Source organism: Muricoccus pecuniae (genome assembly GCF_014199205.1).
In the GTDB taxonomy this organism is placed as follows: domain Bacteria; phylum Pseudomonadota; class Alphaproteobacteria; order Acetobacterales; family Acetobacteraceae; genus Roseomonas; species Roseomonas pecuniae.
In genome coordinates this window covers 20055-45661 of sequence record NZ_JACIJD010000024.1, presented here as the reverse complement: position 1 = coordinate 45661, position 25607 = coordinate 20055, and the positions used below count along the sequence as shown (strand labels likewise).

Below are 25607 nucleotides of genomic sequence, written 5' to 3'. Positions count from 1 at the left end.
TGAACGGGGATAGCGGAATGCGGGTGGTGGCGTTGCTGATGGCGGCGGGGCGCGGCGAGCGGCTCGGCGGGGCGGAACCGAAGCAGTTCCTCCCCCTCCTCGGCCGCCCCGTGCTGCGCCACGCGGCCGAGGCCCTGCTCCGGGACGGGGCGGTGGAGGCCATCCAGCCCATCTGCGCCGAGGCGGAGCGGGGCCGGGTCGATTCGATCCTGGAAGGCCTGCCCGCCCTGCCCGCGGTCGCCGGCGGTGCGACGCGCCAGGCCAGCGTGCTCGCCGGGCTGGAGGCCCTGGCCGGCTGCGCCCCGGAAATCGTGCTCGTCCACGACGCCGCCCGCCCGGTGGTGCCGGCCGGCACCGTCACCGCGCTGCTGCGGGCGCTGGAGAGGGCCGAGGGCGCGATCCCCGCCCAGCCCGTGGCCGACACGCTGAAGCGGGTGGAGGACGGCACCGTCCTGCACACCGTGCCGCGGGAAGCGCTGTACCGCGCCCAGACACCCCAGGGTTTCCGCTTCCCCTTGCTGCTGGCGCTCCACCGCGCGGCACCGGAGGGCGCGACCGACGACGCATCCCTGCTGGAGGCGGCGGGCCGTCCCGTGCGCCTCGTCCCCGGATCGGAGAGCAACGTGAAGATCACCCATCCCGGCGACCTCGAGCGCGTGGAGGCGGATATACTGCCGCGCCTGCTGCCCCGCGTCGGCACCGGCTTCGACGTGCACCGCCTCGTCGCGGGACGGCCGCTCTTTCTCTGCGGGGTCGAGGTGCCGCACTCCATGGGGCTGGACGGCCACTCGGACGCCGATGTCGGGCTGCACGCCCTCTGCGACGCGATCTACGGCGCCCTGGCGGAGGGCGATATCGGCCGCCACTTCCCGCCGAGCGAGATGCGCTGGAAGGATGCCGACAGCGCGGCCTTCCTCCGCCACGCCGCCGGGCGGATCGCTGCGCGGGGCGGCATGCTGGCCAATGCCGACGTCACCCTTATCTGCGAGCGGCCGAAGATCACGCCCCACGCCCCCGCCATGATCGCCCGTGTGGCCGAGCTGCTCGGCGTGCCGGAGAGCCGGGTCTCGGTGAAGGCAACGACGACGGAGCGGCTGGGCTTCCCCGGGCGGGAGGAGGGCATCGCCGCCCAGGCCGCCGTCAGCCTGCTGGTGCCGGCGTAGCGGGCTCGGGTAGCCCTTCCAGCACCGACCGGCAGGCCGCGACCACCTCCTCGCGCAACGAGCCGGGCCGGGGCTGGTCGACCAGGGTGGTGGACCAGTGCTCCGGCGGGTTGCGCCCGGCAGCCCGGTCCCAGTCGAGGCCGCGCAGCACCCTCTCCGCTGCCGGTGGCAGCCGGCCCGGCATGGGCCGGTTGTCCAGCGCGCCCCAGACGGCGGCCCAGCAGCGGGCGACGGTCCAGGGATTGTACCCCCCTCCCCCCGTCACGATCAGCCGCGGCGCCTCGGCCATCACCGCGCGCACCACGGCGAGATGCGTGTTGTTGGACAGGGATAGGCGGGCGAGCGGGTCCTCCTCCAGCATGTCCGCCCCGCACTGGAGCATGACCGCCTGGGGGCGGAGGTGCCGCAGGATGGGCAGGATGGCCGCGTGCAGGACGTGGTCCATCTCCGTGTCGTTGAAGCCCTGCGGCACGGGGATGTTGCGCGCGTGCCCGTCCGCCCGGTCCTCCAGCCCGCCCGTGAAGGGCCAGCGCCCGGCCTCATGGACCGAGAGGGTGAAGACGCGGGGATCGTCGCGGAAGGCGTGCTCCACCCCGTCGCCGTGATGGGCGTCGATGTCGATGTAGAGGATGTCGGTCAGGCCGAGATCCAGCCATTCGAGCAGGCCGAGCACGGGATCGTTGATGTAGCAGAAGCCGGAGGCGCGGTCGGGCATCGCGTGATGCGTGCCGGCGCCGGGCACATGGACGATGCCGCCCCGTCGGGTCAGCCGCGCGGCCAGGATCGCCCCGCCCGCCCCCGTGGCGGGGCGCCGGAAGACCTCCCGGTAGATGGGGTTGCCATGCGCGCCGAGATGGTGGCGCTCCCGCACCTCCGGGGGGACGGAGCCCTCCGCCTCGGCCAGCTCCAGCGCGGCGATGTAGTCAGGCGTGTGGAAGCGGGCGAGCTGTTGCGGAGTCGCCCGGGGGCTGTCGAGGTAGCGGTGGGGATCGAGCCAGCCCAGCGCCCGGATGAGGTCCAGCGTCGCCGGCACCCGCTGTATAGCCAGGGGATGCTTCGGGCCATAAGTCGAGCCCCGGTAGACCTCGGAGCCGATAAGGAGCGGCTGCCTCAGCGCAGCCTCTCCAGGATGGAGACGTAGTTCGCCACCGCCGCCCCGCCCATGTTGAACACGCCGCCGAGCGTCGCGCCCGGAACCTGCATCCCGCCGGCCTCCCCCGCGAGCTGCATGGCGGAGAGGACGTGCATCGAGACACCCGTCGCCCCGATGGGATGGCCCTTCGACTTCAGCCCGCCCGACGGGTTCACCGGCAGGCGCCCGCCCTTGGCCACCATGCCCTCCAGCACCGCGCGGGCCCCCTGCCCTTCCGGCACGAGCCCCATCGCCTCGTAGTCGATCAGCTCGGCGATGGTGAAGCAGTCATGCACCTCGGCGAAGGAGAGGTCGGAAACGCCCGTGCCGGCGGCCTCATAGGCCCGGCGCCATGCTTCCTGCGCGCCCTCGAAGCGCGTGATGTCGCGGGCGGAGATCGGCATGAAGTCGTTGACCTGCACCGCGGCACGGAAGCGGACCGCCTTGCCCATCGTCGCCGCCGTCTCGGCGTCGGTCAGCACGAGCGCCGCGGCGCCGTCGGAGACGAGGCTGCAATCCGTGCGCTTGAGCGGCCCGGCGACGACCGGGTTCCGCTCGCTCTCCGTGCGGCAGAACTCGTAGCCGAGGTCCTTGCGCATCTGGGCATAGGGATTGTCCACGCCGTTGCGATGGTTCTTCGCCGCGATGGCGGCCAGCGCATCGGACTGGTCGCCGTGCCTCTGGAAATAGGCCTGGGCGATCCGGGCGAAGACGCCCGCGAAGCCCGCCGGGATGTCCCCCTCCTCCCGGCGATAGGCGCAGCCGAGCAAGACATCGCCCACCTCGGAGCCCGGGATGGCCGTCATCTTCTCGACGCCGAGGACGAGGGTGAAGCGCCCTCCGCCCGCGGCCAGGAAATTCATGCCCGCATGGATGGCCGCGGATCCGGTCGCACAGGCATTCTCAAGGCGAGTCGCCGGTTTGAAGCGGAGTTCCGGCAGCGACTGCATGACGAGGGAGGATGGGAAATCCTGCTTCTGGAAGCCGCCGTTGAAATGGCCGACATAGATGGCATCAACCTCCGAGGGCTCGATCCCGGCGTCCTCGATGGCAGCCCGGGCCACGCGCCCGATTAGTGCCTCCGCGTCCGGCGCGTCCTCGATGCGGCCGAATGGCGTGTGCGCCCAGCCCACGATGCAGGCGCCACCCGATGCTGTACCGGCCATCTCTCAGACTCCCCGATTTTGAGGGGAAGATAGGGATGCCGGCGCCGCTTATCCATCGCCCCGAGGGGTGTCCTCAGCCCTTGAAGAGGCTCAAGAGCTGCTGGGGCGACTGGTTGGCGATGCCGAGCGCCTGGGTGCCGAGCTGCTGGCGGATCTGCAGGGCCTGGAGGCGCGCGCTCTCCTTGGCAAGGTCAGCATCGATCAAGGAGCCGAGCCCGGACTCCAGCGCGTCCAACTTCTCTTTGTTGTAGCTGATCTGCGATTGGAGGTAGTTCGAGTTGGCGCCGAATGTGTTCAGGGCAGTGTTCACTGCCTTCATCTTAGTCGTGAAATCACCGTTCAGGGCGGAGGCCGCATCGGTGGCGTTGGCGGGCGCAGCGGTCACGATGAGTGTCGTCGCGGCAGCGATCGCCGTGAGAGTATAGGTCGTTGCCTGCTCATTACGCGTGGTGGCGATATCGCCTCCGCCGCTCGCAGAAATCGTGTGTAGCAGGCTACGACCATTGTAGGTGGCGTCGGCAATGAAGTCGGTGACCTGAGTCCTCAGCGACTCGTACTGGGCCGTGTACTGGTCGCGCTGGGAGGTGGAGAGCGTGCCATCGGCCAGCTTCACCAGGACACCTCGGATCGAGGTCATCGTCTCCGAGATCTTGTTCAGCCCAGCAAGCGTCGTGTCCAGAATGCCCTGGACGCTGCCCATCTGCTCATTGGCCGAGGTAAGGCCGGCAATATCGGAACGAACGGACTGCGCCACGGCAAAGGCCGCGCCGTCATCCTTCGCGTCGGAAACACGAAAACCGGTCGAGACACGCTTCTGCGTTGTCGCAAGCGCGTCATTCGTGCGGTTCAACGACTGCAGCGCGACCTGCGCGCCGATATTCGTGTTCACCGAGTTCATCGCCATCGGGGTCTTCCCTTCGCGTTGGCAGGTTGTCCGCCCTTCACCGAAGAGTGGCCGCGGAAAGTGAAGAAAGTGCTAACGCTGGCCCTGGAATCAAAAAGCCCCGGCACGATGGCCGGGGCTTCCGATCCCTGTCCAGGGAGAGCGGGATCAGCTGCCCTTGTACTGCACGGCCTGGCGCCCGCGCTGGCCGTCGCGAACGTCCAGCGCCACCTTCTGGCCCTGCTGCACGTCCGTCACGCCCGCGCGCTGCAGGACAGAGGAGTGCAGGAACACGTCCTGGCCACCATCGTCCGGCGTCACGAAGCCGAAGCCGCGGACCTGGTCGAACCACTTCACCGTGCCGTTCACGGCATAGGTGGGGCCACCCTCGTCACGGCCGAAGTCACGCCGGGGCGGACGATCGCCGAACTCGCGGCGCGGGGCGCCGAAGCCGCCACCGGCACCCGCGCCACCGAAGCCGCCGCCACCGCCGAACTCACGGCGCGGGGGACGGTCACCGAAGCCGCCGCCGCCACCACCGAAGTCACGGCGCGGGGGACGATCCCCGAACCCGCCGCCGCCACCACCGAAGTCACGACGCGGGGGACGATCCCCGAACCCGCCGCCGCCACCACCGAAGTCACGACGCGGGGGACGATCCCCGAACCCGCCACCACCGGCGCCGCCGCCCGGCCCGGGCTTCAGCTCCATGATGCGGGTCACGAGCCGCCGGCCCTGGCGGTCCGTGCCGATCTCGCAGACGAGCTTGTCACCCGTGTCAGCCGACTGGATACCGGCCTCGGCCATGGCAGATGCGTGGAAGAACACGTCCTGTCCGTCGGGCCCGAGCACGAAGCCGAAACCCTTGCGGCCGTTGTACCACTTCACCTCGGCCTCGACGGGCCCGGTGCCGCCCTGCGATTCATTCTCGGGGAACACTTTATCTCACTATCCGCAAACAGATCGGCCCGACGGGATGCAGGACCGGTATCGTCATGCTGGCACGGCCCTACAAGGAATGCTAGCCGAATCGGCGCGGATTATAGGGCCGGAGATCCAGGGCCGGAACGTCGCCCGCCGCGAGCGCCGCGGCGGCCTCCCCGCTGCGGGGCGCGGCAACCAAGCCCACATGCCCGTGGCCGAAGGCGAGGATGACGTCCGGGCAGTGCCTTGCCGGGCCGAGGCAGGGCAGGCCGTCCGGCATCGAGGGGCGGTGGCCCATCCAGAACCGCACACGCTCGGCCGGCAGGTCCCTCGGCAGGCGGGGAAAGGCGCGGAGGAGATGGTCCCGCAGGATCTCGGACCGCTTCCAGTTCGGCGCCGCCTCCAGCCCCGCGATCTCGACCTGGCCGGAGGCGCGCAGCCCGGCGCGTGTCGCAGTGATGCCCATCTTGCCGTCCGACGGCATGATCGGAATGCGGGGCCCCGTCTCCGCCCCGAGGACCACGGCGTGGTAGCCGCGCTCGGTCTCCAGCGGCACGCGCGACCCGGCGCTGGCGGCCAGCCCGGCCGAGCGAGCCCCGGCCGCGATCACGGCGCGGTCGGCGGCGATCTCCCCCTCCCCCGTCCGCACGGCCCGGAGCCTCCCGGCCTCGATCCGCAGCCCGCTTGCTCCTGTCCGGCGCAGCACGGCACCCTCGGCAACTGCCCTCTCGACGAGGGCGGCCACATAGGCGCCGGGATCGGTGCAATGGCCGGCTTCGGGGAAGAGTGCGCCGAAGCCGTATCGGGGGTCCAGCTCGGGCTGGATCTGGCGCATCCGCTCCGGGCCGATCTCATCCCAGGAGAGACCGACCTGCCGGCGGATGCGGAAGCCCAGCGCCTCGGCCTCGTACTCCGCCCGGGAGGGATAGACATACATGAGCCCTTCCCGACGGATCAGCTCCGGCACCCCGGCCCGCGCGGCGAGGGCGGCGTGCAGGGACGGTGCCTCGTCGAGCAGGGCCCGCAGGGCGCGCGCCGTCTCCAGCACGCGCCCCTCCGTCCAGCCCGAGCGAAGATAGGCGAGCAGCCAGGGCAGCGCGCGGGGGAGGTAGGACCAGCGGATGGCGAGCGGCCCGAGCGGGTCACGCAGGAAGCCCGGCACCTTGCGCCAGAGCCCGGGCACCGCGGGCGGGATGACGGACATGGTGGAGAGCCAGCAGCCATTCCCGTAGGAGGCCGCCTGCTCCCCGCCCGGCGGGCCGGGATCGAGGATCGTGACGCGCAGGCCGCGGTCGATGGCGGCGAGGGCCGTGCAGGCGCCGACGATGCCGGCGCCGATCACGACGAGATGGCGGCCCTCCCCCGCTGGCGCGCCTCTATCCGGCGTCAAGGACCGCGCGCTTGGCCATCACCGTGACGAGGTGGGCGCGGTACTCGGCACTGCCGTGGATGTCGCCGTTCAGCCCGTCCGAGGACTGGCGGATGCTGGCCACCGCCTCGGGCGACCAGTTCGCCGAGAGCGCGGCCTCCATCTCCGCCTGGCGGAACACGCCCGGACCCGCGCCGTTCACGACGACCCGCACTCCCATCGGACCGCGCGCGACGAAGACGCCGGTCATGACGTAGCGCGAGGCCGGGTTCCGCATCTTGGCGTAGCCCGCCTTCTCCGGCACCGGGAACTCGATGGCGGTCAGCAGCTCGCCGGGCTCCAGCGCCGTGGTGAACATGCCGAGGAAGTAGTCGTCCGCCTCGATGCGCCGGCGGTCGGTGACGAGGGTGGCGCCGAGCGCCAGCGCGGCCGAGGGGTAGTCCGCGGCGGGGTCGTTGTTGGCCAGGGAGCCGCCCATGGTGCCGCGGTTGCGGACCTGGGGGTCACCGAGGAGCCCGGCCATGCGGGCGAGCGCGGGGATGGCGGCGTTCAGCGAGGGATCGCGCTGGATCTCGGCATGCCGCGTCATCGCGCCGATCACGATCCGGTCGCCCTGCCGCCTGATGCCGCGCAGCTCCGCGATGCCGGAGAGATCGACCAGCGCCGAGGGACGGTCCAGCCGGTGCTTCAGCGCGGGCAGGAGCGTCTGCCCGCCCGAGATCGGGCGCACCTCGGGGTCGGCGAGCAGCGCCACCGCCTCGGAAACGGTCGAGGGCTTGTGGTAGAGGAAGTCGTACATGGCGGGTCAGGCCTCCGCCGGCGCCAGCGTGTCGCGGCGGCCGTGCATGACCTCCTGCGCCGCCGCAATCGCCTTGACAATGTTGTGATAGCCGGTGCAGCGGCAGAGATTGCCCTCCAGCCCCTCCCGGATCTCGTGCTCGCTCATCCCCTGCGGGTGCTTCTCCACGAGGTCGATGGCGGACATCACCATCCCCGGCGTGCAGAAGCCGCACTGCAGGGCATGGTACTCGCGGAAGGCTTCCTGCATCGGGTGCAGCCCGCCGTCCGGAGAGGCCAGCCCCTCGATGGTGGTGACGGAGCCTCCATCCGCCTGCACGGCAAGGATGGTGCAGGCCTTCACGCTCTCGCCATCGATATGGACGACGCAGGCGCCGCACTGGCTGGTGTCACAGCCCACATGGGTGCCCGTGAGGCGCAGCTTCTCCCGCAGCAACTCCACCAGCAAGGTACGGCCCTCAACCTCGACGCTGTGGGGCTGACCGTTCACCGTCAGGCTCACACTCGGCATGCTTCGCTCCCCGTCCGGTCCGATGTTCCGAGGGTCGCGCGGCCTCCCCGACGCGTCAAGCGAGGCCCGGCCTCAGTGCAGCGGAGAGGCCTCCCCGGCCAGCGGATTCTGATCGGCCGGGAGATCGTGCAGGTGGCAGGCGGCGGTGTGGGCGTGGAAACCGGGCTCGGGCGGCTTGAGGAGCGGCTCCTCCACGCGGCAGCGGTCGAAGACATAGGGGCAGCGCGTGTGGAAGCGGCAGCCGCTGGGAGGGCTGATCGGGCTCGGCACGTCGCCCTTGAGGATGATGCGCTGCCGCGCCGCCCCGGGCTGCGGCACGGGAACCGCCGAGAGCAGCGCCTGGGTGTAGGGGTGCTTGGGCGCGGCGAAGAGGGATCGCCGGGGCGCCACCTCCACGATCTTGCCGAGATACATCACGGCCACCCGGTGCGTCATGTGCTCGACGATGGCGAGGTCGTGGCTGATGAAGAGAAGCGCGAGGCCCAGCTCCCTCTGCAGGTCCTGGAGCAGGTTGACGATCTGCGCCTTCACCGAGACGTCCAGCGCCGAGACGGCCTCGTCGCAGATGATGAGGTCCGGCTCGGCGGCGAGCGCCCGGGCGATGCCGATGCGCTGGCGCTGCCCGCCGGAGAACTCGTGCGGCCAGCGTGTCACCGCGTCTCGCGGCAGGCGAACGGTGTCCATCAGCTCGGCCAGCCGCCGGTCGAGATCGGCGCTGTTCTTCGCCAGCCCGAAGTTGCGGATCGGCTCGGCCAGGATGTCCTTCACCCGCATGCGGGGGTTGAGGCTGCTGAAGGGGTCCTGGAACACCACCTGCACACGGCGGCGCATCGGCCGCAGCGAGGATTGCGGCAGCGTGTCGATCCGCCGGCCGTCCAGCACCACCTGGCCCGAGGTGATGTCGAAGAGCCGCAGCACGGCCTTGCCCACGGTGGACTTGCCGCAGCCGGACTCGCCGACGAGGGACAGGGTCTCCCCCTTGGCGATCTCGAAGGAGACGCCGTCCACGGCATAGACCTGGCCGGTGACGCCGCCGAGCAGCCCGCCGCGGAGGGGGAAGTGCTTCTTGAGGTCGTCCACCTGGAGGAGCGGCTTGCCCGGCGCCGAGCCGTGGGAGGTGGCGCTGTCGGTGGTCGGGGTGGTGGAGAGCGTGGCGCTCATGCGGCCATCAGCTCCTTCTCGGCATAGTGGCAGGCGGCGGTGTGGCGCGGCGCCTTCGGCTCCAGCGCGGGGGCGACGGCACGGCAGAGGTCGGTCACCTTCGGGCAGCGCCCGGCGAAGACGCAGCCATCGATCCGCGTCTTCAGGCTGGGCACGAGGCCCGGGATCTCGGCCAGCCGCGTCTCCTCCCCCGTGAGGGACGAGCCGAGCTTCGGCACGGCGCCGAGCAGGCCCTGGGTATAGGGGTGCTTGGGATCGCTGAAGAGCTCGCGCACCGGCGCCTCCTCCACCTTGCGGCCGGCATACATGACGATCACACGCTCCGCGACCTCCGCCACCACGCCGAGGTCGTGGGTGATGAGGACGATGGCCGCGCCCACGCGGTGCTTCAGGTCCCGCATGAGGTCGAGGATCTGCGCCTGGATCGTCACATCAAGCGCCGTGGTCGGCTCGTCCGCTATCAGGAGCTTGGGGTTGCAGGCCAGCGCCATGGCGATCATCACGCGCTGGCGCATGCCGCCCGAGAGCTGGTGCGGATACTCCCTCACCCGCCGCTCGGGGGCAGGGATGCCCACGAGCTTCAGCATCTCGATCGACTTCGCCTCCGCCTGCGCCCCGCTCAGCCCCTGGTGCAGCCGCAGCGTCTCGCCGATCTGGCGCCCGACCGTCAGCACCGGGTTCAGGGAGGTCATCGGCTCCTGAAAAATCATGGAGACGTCATTGCCGCGGATGGCGCGCATCTCCTTGTCCGAGAGCTTCAGCAGGTCCTTCCCTTGGAAGAGGATCTCCCCCGCGATCTTCCCCGGCGGCTCGGGGATGAGCCGCAGGATGGACATGGAGGTGACGGACTTGCCGCAGCCGCTCTCGCCCACGATCGCGACCGTCTCGCCGGCATTCACGTGGAAGGAGAGCCCGTCCACCGCGCGGTTCACGCCATCGGGCGTGCGGAAATGGGTCTGGAGGTTGCGGACATCGAGAAGGGGTGCCTCGGCCCCGGTGCTGGATGACATCGGGTCAGACCTTCTTCGCCATGCGGGGATCGAGCCAGTCGCGCAGCCCGTCGCCGAGCAGGTTCACGGCAAGCACGGTGAGGGAGAGGAAGACGGCGGGGAAGAAGACGATGTAGGGCTTCACCTGCCAGAGCGCCCTCCCCTCCGCCATGATGTTCCCCCAGGAGGGAATGATGGGCGGGGTGCCCGCGCCGATGAAGGAGAGGATGCTCTCGGCGATCATCGCGCTCGCGCAGATATAGGTCGCCTGCACCGTCAGCGGCGCGAGGGTGTTGGGCAGGATGTGGCGGAGGATGATCCGCGGCGTCGTCGTGCCGGAGGCGACCGCCGCATCCACATAGGGCTGCTCGCGGAGGGAGAGCACCACGCCGCGCACGAGGCGGGAGACGCGCGGCACCTCCGCGATGGTGATGGCCAGGATCACGTTCCCCACGCTGCCGCGCGTCAGCGCCATCAGCGCGATCGCGAGCAGGATGGAGGGGATGGACATGATCCCGTCCATGACCCGCATGACGATGGCGTCGGCCCATCGGACGAAGCCGGAGACGAGGCCGATGGTGAGGCCGATGACGGAGGAGAAGAAGGCGACCGCGAAGCCGACGATCAGCGACACGCGCGCCCCGTAGAGCACGCGCGAATAGACGTCCCGCCCGAGCATGTCGGTCCCGAACCAGTACATGGCCGAGGGCTCGCGCGTGCGCCGGGCCGGGGCGAGTGCCGTCGGGTCCACCGTCCAGAGCAGCGGCGCGAGGATCGCGACGGCGATGATGAGCAGCATCAGCCCGCCGCCGATCGCGATGGTCGGGTTGCGGCGGAGGAAGCCGATGAGGCCGCGCCGGGCCCGGACCGGCGGCAGGATGTCGGGCAGCGGCGCCGCGGCGGCCACGTCTCCCGCGGTCAGCGGCCGGTGGAGCGTGCCGGGCTGGATGGTCGAGGTGCTCAATAGCGGATCCTCGGATCGAACAGGGTGTAGAGGAGGTCGATGACCAGGTTCACCAGGACGTAGGTGAAGGAGAAGAGCAGGATCACGCCCTGGATCACGGGGTAGTCGCGCCGGAGGATGGCATCCACCGTCAGCCGGCCGAGGCCGGGGATGGCGAAGACGCTCTCCGTCACCACCGCGCCGCCGATCAGCAGCGCCACGCCGATGCCGATGACGGTGACGATGGGAACGGCCGCGTTCTTCAGCGCGTGCAGGAACAGGATGCCGCGCTGGCCCACGCCCTTGGCGCGGGCCGTGCGGATGTAGTCCTGCTGCAGCACCTCGAGCATCGTCGCCCGGGTGATGCGGGCGATGAGCGCAATGTAGACCCCGCCGAGCGCGACCGCGGGAAGGATGAGGTTCTGGAACCAGGGCCCGATTCCACGCGCGAAGGGCGTGTAGCCCTGCACCGGCAGCCAATCCAGCTCCAGCGCGAAGACATAGGCGAGCAGGTAGCCCACTACGAAGACCGGCACGGAGAAGCCGAGCACCGCGAAGGCCATCACGGCGCGGTCGATCCAGGTGCCCTGCTTCCAGGCGGCCACCACGCCCATCGGCACCGCGATGCAGACCGCGAGGATGAGGGTGATCACCATGAGCGAGAGCGTCGGCTCGATCCGCTGCGCGATCATGGTGCTGACCGGCAGGTTGGTGAAGATCGAGGTGCCGAGGTCCCCGTGCACGATCTGCCAGACCCAGTCGCCGAAGCGCACGAGATAGGGCCGGTCGAGGCCGAGGCTGGCCCGGATGCGCTCGACATCGGCCGGCGTCGCCTGGTCGCCCGCGATCACCGCCGCCGGATCGCCGGGCGAGATGTAGAGGAGACTGAACACGAAGAGCGCCACCACCGCCATGACGGGGATGGTGGCCACGATGCGGCGGAGCGCGTAGGCGAACATCCCGCCCTCCTCAGCTCTTGGACACGCCCCAGAAGAAGGGAAGCGGCCCCTTGACGATGCCCGACACGTTGCGGCGCCAGGCGGTGTAGAAGGTGAAGAAGCCGGTCGGCGCGTAGATCACGTGATCCATGGCGGCCTTGTTCAGCCCGGCCATGGCGGCCTTCTCGGCCTCCGGCGTGGTCGCGGCGAACCAGGCGTCGCGCTTGGCCTCGACCTCCGGGCTGTTGGGCCAGCCGAACCAGGCGCCGTCGCCATTGGCACGGATGGCGGTGTAGGCGGCGGGGTTGATGCAGTCCGCGCCCGCGTGCCAGGAGAAGAAGATGTTCCACCCGCCCTGGCCCGGCGGCGTCTTCACCGCGCGGCGGCTGCCCACCGTGCCCCAGTCGGTGGCCACGTAGTCCACGTTCATGCCGATCTTCTTCAGGGCCTCGGCCGTCACGTCGCCCTGCGCCTTGGTGATGGGCTGGTCCTGCGCCACGAGCATCACGACGGGCTCGCCCTTGTAGCCGCTCTCCATCAGCAGGCGGCGGGCGGCGTCGAGATTGCGGGGGCCCTTGAGCAGGTCTCCGCCCTCTTCGGAGTAGATCGGCGTGCCGGGGGTGAAGTAGCTCGGCAGGCGCTTCCACATGCTCTCGTCATCGCCGACGAGCGCGCGCAGCACGTCCTCCTGGCTGATCGCCATCAGCACGGCCTTGCGGGCGCGAACGTCGTTGAAGGGAGGGTGCAGGTGGTTCATGCGGAACGCGCCGATATTGCCCAGCGGGTCGGCGACGTCGAACTGGATGTTGCGGCTGCGGCGGAGCTGGGGGATCAGGTCGCTGATCGGGTTCTCCCACCAGTCGACCTCGCCGTTCTGCAGCGCGGCGGCGGCGGTGGCGGCGTCGGGCATCACCATCCACTCCACCCGGTCCACCATCACGCGCTTGCCGCCGGCGAGCCAGGAGGCGGGCTCGCTGCGCGGCTGGTAGTCCGCGAACTTCTCGAACACCGCCTTGGCGCCCGGCACCCACTCGCCGCGCGCAAAGCGGAACGGGCCGGAGCCGACATATTCGGTGATCTGCTGGAAGGGATCGGTGCGCGCGATCCGCTCGGGCATGACGAAGCTGCAGGGCGCGTTGTTCTTCGCCAGGGCGAGCAGCATCTTCGGATAGGGCTGCTTCAGGGACCAGCGGAAGGTCCGGTCGTCCACCGCCACCAGCTCGTTCTGGATGGCGCGGATCATCTGCCCCATGGGGTCGCGCACGGCCCAGCGGTTGAGGCTCGCGACGGCGTCCTTCGCGAGCACGGGCTCGCCGTCATGGAACTTCAGCCCCGGGCGGAGGCGGAAGGTCCAGGTCAGGCCGTCCGAGGAGACCTCCTCGCTCTCGACCATCTGCCGCTGCGGCACGAGCTGCGCGTCCACGCCGTAGAGCGTGTCCCACACCATCGCGGCCGCGTTGCGGACGACGTACTGCGTGCCCCAGACCGGGTCGAAGTTCGCGAGATTGGCCTGGGGCACGAAGCGCAGCGTCCGGGCCGCCGCTCCCTGCGACAGGGCCGGGGCCGAAAGCCCGGCGGCGGCCAGGCCGGTACCGGCCATCAGGAAGGAACGGCGGTCCATCTCTCAAGCTCCCAAGCGGGGCGGCATTCGCCTTGCCCCTGATCCCTCTGCGGCGAGCCTGCCGGAAAAGCCGGCGCGGCGCCACTCCATGCGCGGCGGTCTTGCACGGGGCGTGCCATCGGGCGCGCTGCCCCGCCCGTCAGCCCCGCCGCAGGTTCCAGAAGATCGCGAAGCCGGGCACGCGGTCGCGCAGGTCGCGCCGGATGGCGGTGAGGGACTTGTAGGCGCCGACGGGGATGTAGGGGACCTCCTCCATCGCCACGCGCTGCATCCTCTCGGCGATGCGCTTGCCCTCCTCGGGCGTGGGGGCGAGGAACCACTCGTCCCGCAGGGTCTCGAGCTCGGGGATGTCCGGCCAGCCCGGCCAGGCATTCGTGCCGTTGCCGCGCAGGGGGAAATGCGCGGAGGGATCGATGAAGTCGAAGGAGGCAAAGGAGGTGAAGATCATGCTCCATCCCCCGCGCTCGATGGGCTCCCGGCTCGTGCGGCGCTGGACCGTCGTGCCCCAGTCCGTCAGCACGATGTCGGCGTTGAAGCCGAGCCGGCGGACGAGGTCCGCCCCCACCTGCGTCATGGCGGAGGGCGCGAGGATGTCGGTCGGCCCGACCAGCCGCATGGGCTGGTTCGTGTAGCCGGCCTCCCGCATCAGGGCCTTCGCCCGGTCGATGCTGCGGGGGCCGCGCAGCGGCTCCAGCCCGGCATCGCTGGCCAGCGGCGTGCCCGGCGTGAAGACGCCGCAGGATTCCCAGAGGCCGGGATCCGTGCCCACGATCGCGGTCATGAAATCCGCCTGGTCGATGGCGGGCAGCAGGGCCTGGCGCATCCGCCGGTCGTTGAAGGGCGGGTGCAGGTGGTTCGGGCGCAGGATGCCGACCAGCGGCAACGGGTCCACCGGCTCGATGGACAGCGCGCGGCTGCGGCGGAGAAGTGCCTGAATCTCGGGCGGCGGCTGCTCGTACCAGTCGATCTCGCCGGCCTGGAGCGCCGCGGCGGAGGTGGAGGCGTCGGTGATGATCTGCCACTCGACCCGGTCGAAATGCACGATCTTCGGGCCGGCGGTGAGGCTCGGCGCCCCGACCGGCGTCGGGCTGTATTCCGGGTTGCGCTCGTAGACGACGAGGCTGCCGGAGTTGAACTCGTCCCTCTTGAAGCGGAAGGGACCGCTGCCGACGGTCTCGCGAATCTGCTGGAAGGCATCCGTCTGCGCGATCCGCTCCGGCATGATGAAGGCCGGGCTGTTGCTCACCTGGGCGAGGGCGGAGAAGAGGAAGGGAAAGGACCGCTTCAGGCGGAACTGGAGCCGCCGGTCGTCGAGGGCGGACACCTCGTCCACGAACTCGGCCAGCTTCTGGCCGGAGGGCGAGCGGCGCATCCAACGGCGAAGGCTCTGGACCGCGTCCGCCGCGCGCACGGGCTCGCCGTCATGGAACTTCGGTCCCTGGCGCAGGGTGATGACGACCCGCTTGCCGTCCTCCTCGACGACATGCCCCTCGGCGAGCTGGGGCTGCGGGCGGAAGCCCGCATCCATGCCGTAGAGGTTGTCATAGACCATGTAGCCGTGGTTGCGGGTGATGTTCGCCGTGGTCCAGATGGGGTCCAGGCTCGTGAGGTTCGCCTGCGGCACCATCTTCAGCACGCGCGCCCCCGCGGGCTGCGCGAGCGCGGGGCGGGCGCCCGCGAAGGGCGCGAGCGCGGCCGCGCCCGCGGCTCCGAGAACCCTGCGTCGTCCGGTCATCCATCCCTCTCCCCTGTCGTCGCCGGCATGGGAGCAGGAGGTAGGGCGCCGGGGCAAGCCCGCCTCAGGCGGACTTCTGCACGCTCCAGAACATCGGGAAGCCCTTGGGCACGCCCGTCAGGCCACGGCGGTAGGCGGTGGCCTGGAAGTACTGGCCGAGGGGCAGGTAGGGCACCTCCTGGAAGGCGAGCTGCTGGATTTCCTGCGCGACCTTTTTCTGGCCGTCGAGGTCGGGCGCGTCGAACCAGGCGGTCCGCAGCTCCTCCATGCGGGGCATGGTGGGCCAGCCGAACCAAGCGCTCTGCCCGTTCCCGCGCAGGCTCTGGCTGACGCCGGGATTGATCATGTCCAGCCCGGCCCAGAAGGTGAAGAACATGCTCCAGCCGCCCTTCTCCACAGGCTCGCGGCTGGCGCGGCGCTGCACGACGCTGCCCCAGTCGGTGGAGACGAACTCTACGTTCATGCCCGCCTTGGTGAGCATGTCGTTGCCGACCTGCGCCAGCGCATTGAGGGAGGGGAAGTCGGAGGCGGCGATGAGGACGACCTTCTCGCCCTTGTAGCCGGCGGCGGCGAGGTCGCGCTTGACCTTCTCCATGTCGCGCGGGCTCGTCAGCGCCTCCATCCCGGCGTCGTTCGCCAGCGCCGTGCCCGGCGGGAAGTAGCCGTTGCCATCCTTCCAGAGCGAGCGGTCCGTACCGATCACCGCGCTCATATAGTCGCCCTGCACGACCGCGCCGAGCAGGGCACGCCGGATCGCCGGGTTGTTGAAGGGCGGGTGCAGGTGGTTGAAGCGCGCGATGGCGCAGAGCCCCGTCGGGTCGGGGATCTCCATCACCACGTTGCGGTTGCGCCGGAGCGTCGGCTGAAGGTCGGCGGTCGGCTGCTCCCACCAGTCCATCTCGCCATTCGCCAGGGCGTTGGCGGCGGTGGAGGCGTCGGGGATGACGTGCCACTCCACGCGATCGAGGTTCACGCGCTTGGGGCCGGCCGTCCAGCTCACCGTGCCGTCCGCGCGCGGCACGTAGTCGGCGAAGCGCTCATAGACCACGCGCGAGCCAGGGACGCGCTCGTCGGCCTTCCAGCGGAAGGGGCCGCTGCCGATCAGCTCCTTGATCGGCTGCGACGGGTCGGTCTGCGCGACCCGCTCGGGCATCATGAAGCAGACGGGCGTGCTCGGCTTGCCCAGCGCCGAGAAGAGCATCGGGAAGGACTGCTTCAGGCGGAAGACGATCGTGCGGTCGTCCGGCGCCTCCAGCGCGTCCGTGCGCGCCATCAGCACCTGCCCCAGCGCGTCGCGCGCGGCCCAGCGGCGGATGGAGGCGACGCAGTCCTTCGCCGTCACCGCCCCGCCGTCGTGCCACTTCAGCCCCTGGCGCAGCGTGATCGTGACGCGCTTGCCGTCCTCCTCCACCCGGTGCCCCTCGGCCATCTGGGGCTGCGGGTTGAAGTCCTCGTCGAAGCCGTAGAGCGTGTCCCAGATCGCGTAGCCGTGGTGGCGCGTGACATAGGCTGTGGTGATGATGGGGTCCGTCACCGCAACGTCCGATTGCGGGATGAACTTCAGCACGCGCGCGCCCGCGGGCTGGGCCAGGGCGGGGCGGGAGAGACCGAGGGTTCCGGTGCCGGCCAGGGCCAGGCCGGTGCCGCCGGCCAGGAAGCGACGACGATCCGTGGGCATGCGCTCTCTCGTTCCTTCCGGGGAGGGGTTGAGCAGAGGCAAGCGCAGCCCGCGGCCCGGCGCAAGCCCCGGCCCCTGCCCTCCAACCCTTTCCGCGGCCGCGCTTTGCCGCTAGACGGCCGCCGATGCTCAACGCCGCCATCCTGGACCGGCTCCTGCCGCCGTCGCGCCGCGCGCTGGCTGCCGAGTTCGTCCGCTTCGGGGCGGTCGGCACCGCGGGATTCGTGGTGGATTCGCTCGTGCTCCTCCTCGTCCTCGGGATGGGAGCGGGGCTCTATGGCGGGCGGCTCATCTCCTACGTCGCGGCCGCGACGACCACCTTCGCGCTCAACCGCGCCTGGACTTTCCGTTCCGCCCAACGGACCGCTACCGGCGCCGCGACGGGGCGCCAGTGGCTCCTCTTCCTCCTGGTCAACCTGCTGGGCTTCGCCGCGAACTACGGCACCTACGCTGTCCTCGTGACCCACCTGCCCCTCGCCGCCGCCTATCCCGTGCTGGCGGTCGCCGTGGGGGCCCTTGCCGGGATGGGCAGCAACTTCTTCCTGTCGCGCCGCTACGTCTTCCGCCGATGATCCCCCTCAGGATCGCCGTCCTCGTGCCCTGCCACAATGAGGAGGTGGCCATCGGCTCGGTCGTCTCCGGCTTCCGGGCGGCCCTGCCCGGGGCATCTGTCTATGTCTACGACAACAACTCCGGCGACAGGACGCGGGAGGTGGCCGCGGCCGCCGGCGCGATCGTCCGGTCGGAGCCGCAGCAGGGGAAGGGCAATGTCGTTCGCAGGATGTTCGCGGATGTCGAGGCGGACGCCTATCTCCTCGTGGACGGGGACGGCACCTACGACCCCGCCGACGCGCCGGCCATGCTGCGCCTCCTGCTCGACGACCGCCTGGACATGGTCACCGGGGTGAGGGTGACGGAGCTGGAGGGCGCCTACCGGCCCGGGCACCGCCTCGGCAACCTTCTCCTGACGGGCGTGGTCCGCCGGGTCTTCGGCAGCGGGGTCACCGACATGCTCTCGGGCTACCGGTGCTTCTCCCGGCGCTTCGTGAAGTCCTTCCCCGCCCTGGCCCGTGGCTTCGAGACGGAGACGGAGTTCACCGTCCACGCGCTGGAGCTGCGGATGCCCGTGGGCGAGCTCCCCACCGCCTACAGCCAGCGCCCGGCCGGCTCCGCCTCCAAGCTGCGGACCTACCATGACGGCTTCCGGATCCTGCGCATGATCCTCGCCCTCGTGCAGCGGGAGCGGCCGCGCTTCTTCTTCGGGGTGCTGGCGGTGCTCTTCGCCCTCTTCTCCGCCGCCCTCTTCGTCCCGGTCTTCGAGAACTACCTCGAGACGGGGCTGGTTCCGCGCCTGCCCACCTTCGTAGCTTCCGCAGCCCTGGCGATGCTATCCTTCCTCTCTCTCACCTGCGGCCTCATCCTGGACACCGTCACCCGTGGGCGGATCGAGGCCAAGCGGATCGCATACCTCTCCCTGCCGGCGCCCGGGCCGCCGGCACAACCGGGAAGCGCGAAATAACGCTCCCCTGATCACGCAAGTGTGCTAACAAAAATTTGTTCAGCACCTCGGCCCTCCCAGGAAGGAAGGGTCGGCGCAGTTTGAAGGACTGACAGGATGGCCTTTTCCGCACCGCGGAACGATGCCCTGCAACGGGCGATGGCGGCGTGCAGGGCGCAGTTCGGGGCCGTAGGCCTGTTCAGCCTCGTGGTGAACCTGCTCCAGCTCACCGTCTCGCTCTACATGATGCAGGTCTTCGACCGCGTGCTCGCGACGCGGAGCCTGGACACGCTCTTCTGGCTGACCGTCGTCGCCACTGCCGCCATCGGGCTTCTCGCGCTACTGGACGGGGTCCGCTCGCAGGTGATGCAGCGCGCGGCGATGTGGATGGAGAACCGCGTCGCGCCGGAGGGCTTCGCCCGGGCGCTGGAGGCCACGCTTCGCAACCGCCCCTACCGGATGGAGGCGCTGCGGGACCTCGGCACGCTTCGGGCCTGGCTGGGCGGGCCGGGGGCGCTCACCCTCTATGACGTGCCCTGGGTGCCGGTCTACCTCTTCGTCATCTACCTCCTGAACCCCATCCTCTTCCTCATCGCGGCCGGCGGCGCGGTGATCCTGTTCGGCCTCGCCCTGGCCACCGAGCTCGCCACCGCCGGGCCGCTCCGCGAGGCGAATGTCGCCGCCATGGCCTCCCACAAGCGGGCCGAGGCGATCGCGCGCAATGCCGAGGCCGCCGATGCGATGGGCATGGTGCCCGCCCTTCTCCGCCTCTGGCGCAACGGGCTGGCCGAGGCCACGCCGCTGCAGCAGAAGGCCGCGGACCGCGCGGCCGTGCTCTCTGGGCTCACCAAGTTCATCCGCCTCGCCGTGCAGATCGCCGTCCTCGGCGTCGGCGCCTATCTCACCCTTCGCCAGCAGATGACCTCGGGCGCGGCCATCGCGGGCTCGATCATCATGGGCCGGGCGCTGGCCCCGGTGGAGCAGCTCATCGGCGGCTGGAAGGGGCTCGTGCAGGTCCGCCAGGCCAATCGCCGCCTCCGCGCCTTCCTCGCCCTCCCCCGCCTGCGGCCCGAGGCCGAGCCCCTGCCCACCCCGACCGGCCGGCTGACGGCCGAGCGGCTGACCTGGGCCCCGCCGGGCATGCCCACCCCTGTCATCAAGGGCGTGACCTTCGCCCTCGAGCCCGGCGAGAGCCTCGGGATCATCGGTCCCTCCGGCTCCGGCAAGACGACGCTGCTCCGGCTGCTCGTCGGCACCCTCGCCCCGGTCAGCGGGAGCGCGCGGCTCGACGGGGCCGATCTCGCCACCTGGCCGCGCGAGGATGTCGGGCGCCATATCGGCTACCTGCCCCAGGACGTGGAGCTGTTCGAGGGCACGGTGTTCCGCAACATCGCCCGGCTGGAGGCCGATCCTGAGCCCGAGCGCGTGCACCGCGCCGCAGGCCTCGCGGGCTGCCACGAGACGATCCTCCGCTTCCCCCAGGGCTATGAGACGGAGGTGGCGGACGGCACCCTCTCCGGCGGCCAGCGCCAGATGGTCGGGCTCGCCCGCGCCCTCTACGGCGACCCCCGCCTCGTCGTCCTCGACGAGCCTGACAGCAGCCTGGACGGCGATGCCGAGGCACGCCTCCTCGAGGGCCTCGCGGGACTGAAGGCGATCGGGGCCACGGTGGTGCTCGTGAGCCACCGCCCCTCCCTCATCCGCGGCGTGGACAAGGTGCTGGTGATGCGTGACGGCGCGGCGGAGCTGTTCGGCCCGCGCGCCGAGGTGCTGGCCCGCCTCGCCGCCCGCCCGATCCCGCCGAACCGCCCGCAGCCGCCGAAGAACCTCCCGGGAGTCGCCGCATGAGCCTCGCGACCACCACCGCCGGCACGCTGCCGGCTCCCATCGCCCCGGCGCGTCCGCCGCTCGTCCTCGACATGCCGCGGCCCCGCACCGGGGGGCCGATCGCCCTCGGCCTCGCCGCGCTGATCGCCTTCTCCGGCGGGCTCACGGCCTTCTCCGTGCTCGTGCCGCTGAGCGAGGCGGCGATCGCCCCCGGCACGATCAAGGCCGAGGGCAGCCGCCGCACCATCGCCCATCTGGAGGGCGGCACCGTGCGCGAGATCCTGGTGCGCGATGGCGACGCCGTGCGGGCCGGGCAGGTCCTGCTCCGGCTGGACGACGTGCAGTCCGCCACCGGCCGCGAGGCGGCCCGCGCGCAGCGCTGGGCCCTTCTCGCGCAGGACGCCCGGATCGCCGCCGAGATCGCCGGCGCGAACGGCATCGCCTTCCACCCCGACCTCCTCGCCAGCGAGGACCCCCGGGCCCGCGAGTCGATGGACGGGCAGCGCGTGCTCTTCGCCAGCCGCCAGGCAAGCCTCCGGAGCCAGCTTCAGGTGCTCGAGGCGCGGATCCTCCAGTACCAGACCATGGCCGCCTCGGCCGAGGCGCAGATGGCGAGCCAGCAGCGCCAGCGCGAGCTGCTGGTGCGCGAGGAGGCGGACGTGCAGGGGCTCGTCCGCCAGGGCCTGGAGCGCCAGCCCCGGCTCTACGGGCTGCAGCGCCAGGTCTTCGCGGCGAACGGCACCATCTCGGACCTCGCCGCCCAGATCGACCGCGCCCGCGCCCAGATCGCCGAGGCCCAGTCACAGATCCGGCAAGTGGCCGACCAGCGCCTGCAGGAGGTCTCGACCGAGGGGCGCGACGTGCGCACCCGGCTGCACGAGGTCGAGGAGAAGCTGCGCGCGGCGGACGACGTGTCCTCCCGCCGGGAGATCCTCGCCCCCGAGGACGGCACGGTGCTGAACGCCCGCTTCTTCAACCCCGGCGCCGTGGTGCGGCCGGGCGAGCCGGTGATGGATCTCGTCCCCGCGCGGGACAAGCTGATCGCCGAGGTCCGCGTCTCCCCGACCGACATCGACATGGTGCATACCGGGCTTCTGGCCGAGGTGCGGCTGCCCGCCTTCAAGCAGCGCCTCGTGCCCTTCCTGAACGGGCAGGTCACCGTGGTCGGCGGCGACGTCACCACGGAGGAGCGGACGATGCAGGAATACTACCGCGTCCGCATCGCCATCGACGAGGACCAGCTCTCCCGCCTGGAGAACGTGGCGCTCCGCCCCGGCATGCCGGTGGAGGCGCAGATCCAGGTCGGCGAGCGCTCCTTCCTCCGCTATCTCATACAGCCCGTGCTCGACAGCTTCCACCGGGCGTTCCGCGAGCAGTAGGACCAGGCTCATGGCTGATCTTCCCACCCTCTTCGCCGACGGCATCCTCGAGGGAACCGTCCGCCACGGCGTCGCGCGGCTGAAGCTGGCCGTCCAGGACGGCAACGGGTCGCCCGCGACGACGGGGCTCCTCGTCGTGCCGCTCGCCCAGCTTCCCGCCTTCGCCGGCTCGATCACGCGGCTGCTGCGCGAGGTCGAGGCGAAGGCGCGCGAGGCGCAGGGCCAGGTGAACGCCGCCGCCGCACCGGCGGCCGACACGCCCGATGTCGCCGAAGCCTTCCGCTTCCAGGGCTGATTCGCACGGAGAGAGCCCCGTGCCAGGATTCGCCGCGAGGGCGGTGGCGGCGAGGGGCCGGGCGGTGCGCGGCCTCTCCCTCCTCGCGCTGAGCATCGCGCTCGTCGCCGGGCCCGCATCCGCCCAGCCGGCGGCACAATGGGCCGCGGCGCCCGGGCCCTCGCCCGGGCCGGCGCGCAGCATCGGCGGCACCTCGCTCGGCTGCGTCCAGGGCGCCGCGATGCTCCCGCCGGAAGGGCCGGGCTGGCAGGTCGTGCGGCTCTCGCGCAACCGGAACTGGGGGCACCCGGTGCTGGTGGCGGCGCTGCGGGACCTTGCCGGGCGCGCCCGCGCGGGGGGCCTGCCGGATCTCTGGATCGGCGACCTCGGCCAGCCCCGGGGCGGCCCCCTGCCCTTCGGCCATGCCAGCCACCAGGCCGGGCTGGACGCCGACATCTGGCTCGACCTCTCGCCCAAGCCCCTCGTGCCGGCGGCCGCGCGGGAGAGCATCCCTGAGCGCTCCCTCGTCCTGCCGGACGGATCGGCCGCCGATCCCCGGCTCTTCACCCCGGCCCATGCGCGGCTGATCCGCATGGCGGCCGAACTGCCGGGGCTGGACCGGATCTTCGTCCATCACGGCATCAAGCGGAGCCTCTGCGCGGCCCATGCCGGCGAGCCCTGGCTGCGCCATGTGCGCCCCTGGCGCGGGCATGACAGCCACATGCACATCCGCCTGCGCTGCCCCGCCGGAAGCCCGGACTGCAAGGACGCCGCCCCGCCCCCGCCGGGCGACGGTTGCGATGCGGGGCTTGCCTGGTGGCTGACCCCGGAGGCGAGCCAGCCCCGGCGCAGCGCTCCCCCGTCCGAGCCGCCCTCCCTGCCGCAGGCCTGCGCGGGACTGCTCTCCGCGCGCTGAGGCCCGGCTTCCTCCTGGTTCAGTCCCAGCCGCGGAAGGCGTTCCTGATCCGCCGCATGCCCTCTGGGGCAGCGAGGATGATGTCGAAGCGGATGCCGGCCGCGCCATGGCCGGGATTCCCGGCGAGCCAGGCCTCGGCGGCGGCCATGATCCTCGCCCTCTGGCGCGGGGAGACGGAGTGGGCGGCCTCGGCCAGGCTCGGGCGCGACTTCACCTCCAGGAAGGCGAGCAGCCCGTCGCGCTCGGCGATCAGGTCGAGCTCCCCCGCCGGGGTGCGGACGCGGCGGGCCAGCACGGTCCAGCCCCGCGCCTCCAGCGCCGCGGCGGCGCGCCTCTCGGCCTCCAGGCCCCGGCGCTCGGCGGCGCGGCGGGCCGCCTCCTTGGCTTGCGGGTCCATCTTGCCAGGATAGCCCAACCCGTGCCGGAGTCGGCCATGCGCCTCATCGCCGCCCTGTTCCTCCTCGCCGCGCTGCCGGCCCTCGCCCAAGCGCCGGCAGCGTCGCTGCCGCAGCGGCGGATGGTGGCGGCCGCGCATCCCCTGGCCGCGGAGGCAGGGCTGGAAGTGCTCCGGCGCGGCGGGGGAGCGGTCGACGCCGCCGTCGCCGTGCAGGCCGTGCTCACCCTGGTGGAGCCGCAATCCAGCGGGATCGGCGGCGGGGCGCTCATCCTGCACTGGAACGCCGCGGCCGCCTCCGTCACGGGCTTCGACGGGCGGGAGGCCGCGCCCGCCGCCGCGCGCCCCGATCTCTTCCTCCGTGCGGACGGCACGCCGCTCCCCTTCTATGATGCCGTCCTCTCCGGCCGCAGCGTGGGGGTGCCGGGGGCGGTCGCGGCGCTGGAAGCGGCGCATCGGCGGCACGGGAAGCTGCCCTGGGACGGGCTGTGGCAGCGGGCGGTCGAGTTGGCCGAGAACGGCTTCCCCGTCTCTCCCAAGCTCGCCGACGCCATCGCCTCGGATGCCGCGCGTCTCGCCCGCCACCCCTCCACGCGCGACTATTTCCTGCGCGGCGGCGACCGGCCGCTCCTGGCCGGGGAGAGGCTGCGAAACCCCGACCTGGCCGGGACCTTCCGCCTGATCGCCGCGCAGGGATCGGCGGCGCTGCTGCGCGGCCCCGTCGCTGCGGCGATCGCCGCCGCCGTGCGCGGCCATGGGGCGGGCGGGCTGATGACGGTGGACGACCTCGCCGGCTACGCCGCGAAGGAGCGCGAGCCGGTCTGCCATCCCTACCGCACCTTCCGCATCTGCGGCTTCCCGCCGCCTTCCTCGGGCGGGGTGGCGGTGGGCCAGATCCTCGGCGTGCTGGAGCATTTCGACATGCCGCGCCTGGCGCCGGGGGGCGCGGAGGCGGCACACCTCATCGCCGAAGCCTCCCGCCTCGCCTTCGCCGACCGCGCCCAGTACCTCGCGGATCCGGACTTCGTGCCCGTGCCCGTGCGCGGGCTGCTCGACCCCGCCTATCTCACCCTTCGCGCCCAGCTCGTCAGTCCCGGCTCCGCCATCGCCGAGCCCCGGGCCGGCAACCCGCGCTGGCGGGAGACGACCCTGCACGCGCCAATGCCGGAGGCCGTGGAGAACGGGACCAGCCATCTCTCCATCCTGGACGCCTGGGGCGACGCGGTTTCCATGACGACGACGGTGGAGGACGCCTTCGGCGCGCGGCTCATGGTCGGCGGCTTCATCCTGAACAACGAGCTGACGGACTTCTCCTTCCGCCCGGAGTTGGAGGGGCGGCCGGTCGCCAACCGGGTGGAGGGCGGCAAGCGCCCGCGCTCCTCGATGTCCCCCAGCCTCGTCTTCGACGGCGAGGGGCGGCTGGCGGCGGTGGTCGGCTCGCCCGGCGGGGCGCGGATCATCGGCTATGTCGCCCAGGCGCTGGTGGGAATGCTCGATTGGAAGCTCAGCCCCCAGGAGGCCGTCTCCCTGCCGCATGTCGTCACGACGGGCGGGGTCGTGGAGTTGGAGGAGGGCACGGCGGCGGCAGGGCTCGCCCCGGCGCTGCGCGCGCGCGGGCATCGGGTCGAGGTCCGGCCGCTCTACTCGGGCCTTCAGGCGATCCGGGTGACGCCCTCGGGGCTGCTGGGCGGCGCTGATCCCCGGCGGGAGGGCGTGGCGATCGGGGATTGATGGCGGGGCATCCGACCCAACCCTGGCCGGGGCCGCGCGCTATGCGGGAAAGAACCGGAGTGATCCCATGCGCCGCCCCGCCCTCGCCCTTCTCGCCGCCCTCGCCGCGGCCGGCCCCGCCTCCGCCGCGGACGAGACGGCGCAGGTCGGCTACGTCAACACCGCCCTCACCAATCTCGGCCTGACTCGCAGCCACCGCATCGTCGTCGAGCGCTTCGACGACCCGGAGGTGCGCAACGTCTCCTGCTACATCAGCCAGGCGCGGACGGGCGGCATCTCCGGCATGGTTGGCGTGGCGGAGGACCCCGCGCGCTTCGCCCTCTCCTGCTCCGCCACGGGCGCGGTCGAGGTCCTGCCCGGCGCCGCCCGCGGCGAGCGGGGCGAGGTCGTGCATGAGAGCTCGACGAGCCTGTTCTTCAAGGAAACCCGCGTCCATCGCTTCATCGACGAGGGGCGCGGCGCGGTGGTCTACCTCGCCTGGTCGACCAAGCTGGTGGAGGGCTCGCCCTTCAGCGCGGTCGCCGTGGTGCCGGTAGCCGCCGCCGCGACGGCCACCGCCCCAGCCCCGGCGCGTTAG

Annotated in this window: 24 protein-coding genes; 9 read left to right on the top strand and 15 right to left on the bottom strand. The window is 71.5% G+C overall.

From position 1 onward, the window contains the following. Positions 1-17 precede the first annotated feature (17 nt). A complete protein-coding gene (ispD, locus tag FHS87_RS19480; RefSeq protein WP_184521069.1) occupies positions 18-1163 on the top strand; it encodes a 2-C-methyl-D-erythritol 4-phosphate cytidylyltransferase in 1146 nt (381 codons plus the stop codon). Here the strand turns inward: ispD and FHS87_RS19475 are convergent. The 14 genes from FHS87_RS19475 to FHS87_RS19410 form a co-directional block, all read right to left on the bottom strand. Continuing rightward, on the bottom strand, positions 1141-2211 hold the full coding sequence (locus tag FHS87_RS19475; RefSeq protein WP_456306626.1) for an acetoin utilization protein AcuC: 1071 nt from the start codon (positions 2209-2211) through the stop codon (positions 1141-1143). The genes ispD and FHS87_RS19475 overlap by 23 nt on opposite strands. A gap of 62 nt (positions 2212-2273) precedes the next feature. Then, a complete protein-coding gene (locus FHS87_RS19470; protein WP_184521058.1) occupies positions 2274-3461 on the bottom strand; it encodes an acetyl-CoA acetyltransferase in 1188 nt (395 codons plus the stop codon). A 73-nt stretch (positions 3462-3534) separates the two neighbouring features. Beyond that, positions 3535-4365 (bottom strand): flagellin, encoded by an 831-nt coding sequence (locus FHS87_RS19465; protein ID WP_184521057.1) that lies wholly within the window; start codon positions 4363-4365, stop codon positions 3535-3537. Between the two features lie 147 nt (positions 4366-4512). Beyond that, positions 4513-5283 (bottom strand): cold-shock protein, encoded by a 771-nt coding sequence (locus FHS87_RS19460; RefSeq protein WP_184521056.1) that lies wholly within the window; start codon positions 5281-5283, stop codon positions 4513-4515. A gap of 82 nt (positions 5284-5365) precedes the next feature. Then, positions 5366-6658, bottom strand: a complete 1293-nt coding sequence (locus FHS87_RS19455) for an NAD(P)/FAD-dependent oxidoreductase (protein WP_184521055.1) — start codon at positions 6656-6658, stop codon at positions 5366-5368. Continuing rightward, the gene (locus FHS87_RS19450; protein ID WP_184521054.1) at positions 6645-7436 is read right to left on the bottom strand and encodes an FAD binding domain-containing protein; all 792 of its coding nucleotides are present in this window, start codon (positions 7434-7436) and stop codon (positions 6645-6647) included. The genes FHS87_RS19455 and FHS87_RS19450 overlap by 14 nt, the downstream gene beginning before the upstream one ends. Before the next feature lie 6 nt (positions 7437-7442). Then, positions 7443-7946 carry a (2Fe-2S)-binding protein gene (locus FHS87_RS19445; RefSeq protein ID WP_184521053.1) on the bottom strand — a complete coding sequence of 168 codons (504 nt, stop codon included), beginning with the start codon at positions 7944-7946 and terminating at the stop codon, positions 7443-7445. Between the two features lie 72 nt (positions 7947-8018). Next, positions 8019-9107 carry an ABC transporter ATP-binding protein gene (locus tag FHS87_RS19440; RefSeq protein ID WP_184521052.1) on the bottom strand — a complete coding sequence of 363 codons (1089 nt, stop codon included), beginning with the start codon at positions 9105-9107 and terminating at the stop codon, positions 8019-8021. After that, positions 9104-10117: an ABC transporter ATP-binding protein gene (locus FHS87_RS19435; RefSeq protein WP_184521051.1), complete on the bottom strand. Its 1014-nt coding sequence runs from the start codon at positions 10115-10117 to the stop codon at positions 9104-9106. The genes FHS87_RS19440 and FHS87_RS19435 overlap by 4 nt, the downstream gene beginning before the upstream one ends. A gap of 4 nt (positions 10118-10121) precedes the next feature. After that, positions 10122-11060, bottom strand: a complete 939-nt coding sequence (locus tag FHS87_RS19430; RefSeq protein WP_184521050.1) for an ABC transporter permease — start codon at positions 11058-11060, stop codon at positions 10122-10124. Further along, the gene (locus FHS87_RS19425; protein ID WP_184521049.1) at positions 11057-11998 is read right to left on the bottom strand and encodes an ABC transporter permease; all 942 of its coding nucleotides are present in this window, start codon (positions 11996-11998) and stop codon (positions 11057-11059) included. Before FHS87_RS19425 ends, FHS87_RS19430 begins: the two co-directional genes overlap by 4 nt. A gap of 10 nt (positions 11999-12008) precedes the next feature. Beyond that, a complete protein-coding gene (locus FHS87_RS19420; RefSeq protein WP_184521048.1) occupies positions 12009-13598 on the bottom strand; it encodes an ABC transporter substrate-binding protein in 1590 nt (529 codons plus the stop codon). A gap of 139 nt (positions 13599-13737) precedes the next feature. Beyond that, a complete protein-coding gene (locus FHS87_RS19415) occupies positions 13738-15333 on the bottom strand; it encodes an ABC transporter substrate-binding protein (protein WP_184521047.1) in 1596 nt (531 codons plus the stop codon). Positions 15334-15397: 64 nt separating this feature from the next. Continuing rightward, a complete protein-coding gene (locus tag FHS87_RS19410) occupies positions 15398-17011 on the bottom strand; it encodes an ABC transporter substrate-binding protein (RefSeq protein ID WP_184521046.1) in 1614 nt (537 codons plus the stop codon). A 125-nt stretch (positions 17012-17136) separates the two neighbouring features. On the opposite strand from FHS87_RS19410, the gene FHS87_RS19405 reads away from it, so the two are divergent. The 6 genes from FHS87_RS19405 (at position 17137) to mepA (ending at position 22905) form a co-directional block, all read left to right on the top strand. Then, entirely contained in the window at positions 17137-17583 is a 447-nt protein-coding gene (locus FHS87_RS19405) for a GtrA family protein (RefSeq protein ID WP_184521045.1), read from the top strand. Beyond that, positions 17580-18530 (top strand): glycosyltransferase, encoded by a 951-nt coding sequence (locus FHS87_RS19400; protein ID WP_184521044.1) that lies wholly within the window; start codon positions 17580-17582, stop codon positions 18528-18530. The genes FHS87_RS19405 and FHS87_RS19400 overlap by 4 nt, the downstream gene beginning before the upstream one ends. 96 nt (positions 18531-18626) lie before the next feature. Then, positions 18627-20357, top strand: coding sequence for a type I secretion system permease/ATPase (locus FHS87_RS19395; RefSeq protein ID WP_184521043.1), 1731 nt, complete (start codon positions 18627-18629; stop codon positions 20355-20357). Next, positions 20354-21715: an HlyD family type I secretion periplasmic adaptor subunit gene (locus tag FHS87_RS19390; protein WP_184521042.1), complete on the top strand. Its 1362-nt coding sequence runs from the start codon at positions 20354-20356 to the stop codon at positions 21713-21715. Before FHS87_RS19395 ends, FHS87_RS19390 begins: the two co-directional genes overlap by 4 nt. 10 nt (positions 21716-21725) lie before the next feature. After that, entirely contained in the window at positions 21726-22010 is a 285-nt protein-coding gene (locus tag FHS87_RS19385) for a hypothetical protein (protein ID WP_184521041.1), read from the top strand. A gap of 19 nt (positions 22011-22029) precedes the next feature. Next, positions 22030-22905, top strand: coding sequence for a penicillin-insensitive murein endopeptidase (mepA, locus tag FHS87_RS19380; RefSeq protein ID WP_312862048.1), 876 nt, complete (start codon positions 22030-22032; stop codon positions 22903-22905). 19 nt (positions 22906-22924) lie between these two features. On the opposite strand, the gene FHS87_RS19375 is transcribed toward mepA, so the two are convergent. Beyond that, positions 22925-23302 carry a YraN family protein gene (locus FHS87_RS19375; RefSeq protein WP_184521039.1) on the bottom strand — a complete coding sequence of 126 codons (378 nt, stop codon included), beginning with the start codon at positions 23300-23302 and terminating at the stop codon, positions 22925-22927. 21 nt (positions 23303-23323) lie between these two features. Here FHS87_RS19375 and ggt point away from each other — a divergent pair, with 21 nt between their 5' ends. Both ggt and FHS87_RS19365 read left to right on the top strand, forming a co-directional pair. Continuing rightward, complete coding sequence (ggt, locus tag FHS87_RS19370; RefSeq protein ID WP_312862047.1) at positions 23324-25030, top strand: gamma-glutamyltransferase; 1707 nt, start codon at positions 23324-23326, stop codon at positions 25028-25030. A gap of 67 nt (positions 25031-25097) precedes the next feature. Next, positions 25098-25607 (top strand): CreA family protein, encoded by a 510-nt coding sequence (locus FHS87_RS19365; protein ID WP_184521038.1) that lies wholly within the window; start codon positions 25098-25100, stop codon positions 25605-25607.

Excerpts from the sequence above, each read along its gene's own strand:
- ispD (WP_184521069.1), top strand. The coding sequence starts at position 18 with ATGCGGGTGGTGGCGTTGCTGATGGCGGCGGGGCGCGGCGAGCGGCTC.
- FHS87_RS19470 (WP_184521058.1), bottom strand. The coding sequence starts at position 3,461 with ATGGCCGGTACAGCATCGGGTGGCGCCTGCATCGTGGGCTGGGCGCAC.
- FHS87_RS19465 (WP_184521057.1), bottom strand. The coding sequence starts at position 4,365 with ATGGCGATGAACTCGGTGAACACGAATATCGGCGCGCAGGTCGCGCTG.
- FHS87_RS19450 (WP_184521054.1), bottom strand. The coding sequence starts at position 7,436 with ATGTACGACTTCCTCTACCACAAGCCCTCGACCGTTTCCGAGGCGGTG.
- FHS87_RS19445 (WP_184521053.1), bottom strand. The coding sequence starts at position 7,946 with ATGCCGAGTGTGAGCCTGACGGTGAACGGTCAGCCCCACAGCGTCGAG.
- FHS87_RS19440 (WP_184521052.1), bottom strand. The coding sequence starts at position 9,107 with ATGAGCGCCACGCTCTCCACCACCCCGACCACCGACAGCGCCACCTCC.
- FHS87_RS19435 (WP_184521051.1), bottom strand. The coding sequence starts at position 10,117 with ATGTCATCCAGCACCGGGGCCGAGGCACCCCTTCTCGATGTCCGCAAC.
- FHS87_RS19425 (WP_184521049.1), bottom strand. The coding sequence starts at position 11,998 with ATGTTCGCCTACGCGCTCCGCCGCATCGTGGCCACCATCCCCGTCATG.
- FHS87_RS19420 (WP_184521048.1), bottom strand. The coding sequence starts at position 13,598 with ATGGACCGCCGTTCCTTCCTGATGGCCGGTACCGGCCTGGCCGCCGCC.
- FHS87_RS19415 (WP_184521047.1), bottom strand. The coding sequence starts at position 15,333 with ATGACCGGACGACGCAGGGTTCTCGGAGCCGCGGGCGCGGCCGCGCTC.
- FHS87_RS19410 (WP_184521046.1), bottom strand. The coding sequence starts at position 17,011 with ATGCCCACGGATCGTCGTCGCTTCCTGGCCGGCGGCACCGGCCTGGCC.
- FHS87_RS19405 (WP_184521045.1), top strand. The coding sequence starts at position 17,137 with ATGCTCAACGCCGCCATCCTGGACCGGCTCCTGCCGCCGTCGCGCCGC.
- FHS87_RS19400 (WP_184521044.1), top strand. The coding sequence starts at position 17,580 with ATGATCCCCCTCAGGATCGCCGTCCTCGTGCCCTGCCACAATGAGGAG.
- FHS87_RS19395 (WP_184521043.1), top strand. The coding sequence starts at position 18,627 with ATGGCCTTTTCCGCACCGCGGAACGATGCCCTGCAACGGGCGATGGCG.
- FHS87_RS19390 (WP_184521042.1), top strand. The coding sequence starts at position 20,354 with ATGAGCCTCGCGACCACCACCGCCGGCACGCTGCCGGCTCCCATCGCC.
- FHS87_RS19385 (WP_184521041.1), top strand. The coding sequence starts at position 21,726 with ATGGCTGATCTTCCCACCCTCTTCGCCGACGGCATCCTCGAGGGAACC.
- FHS87_RS19375 (WP_184521039.1), bottom strand. The coding sequence starts at position 23,302 with ATGGACCCGCAAGCCAAGGAGGCGGCCCGCCGCGCCGCCGAGCGCCGG.
- FHS87_RS19365 (WP_184521038.1), top strand. The coding sequence starts at position 25,098 with ATGCGCCGCCCCGCCCTCGCCCTTCTCGCCGCCCTCGCCGCGGCCGGC.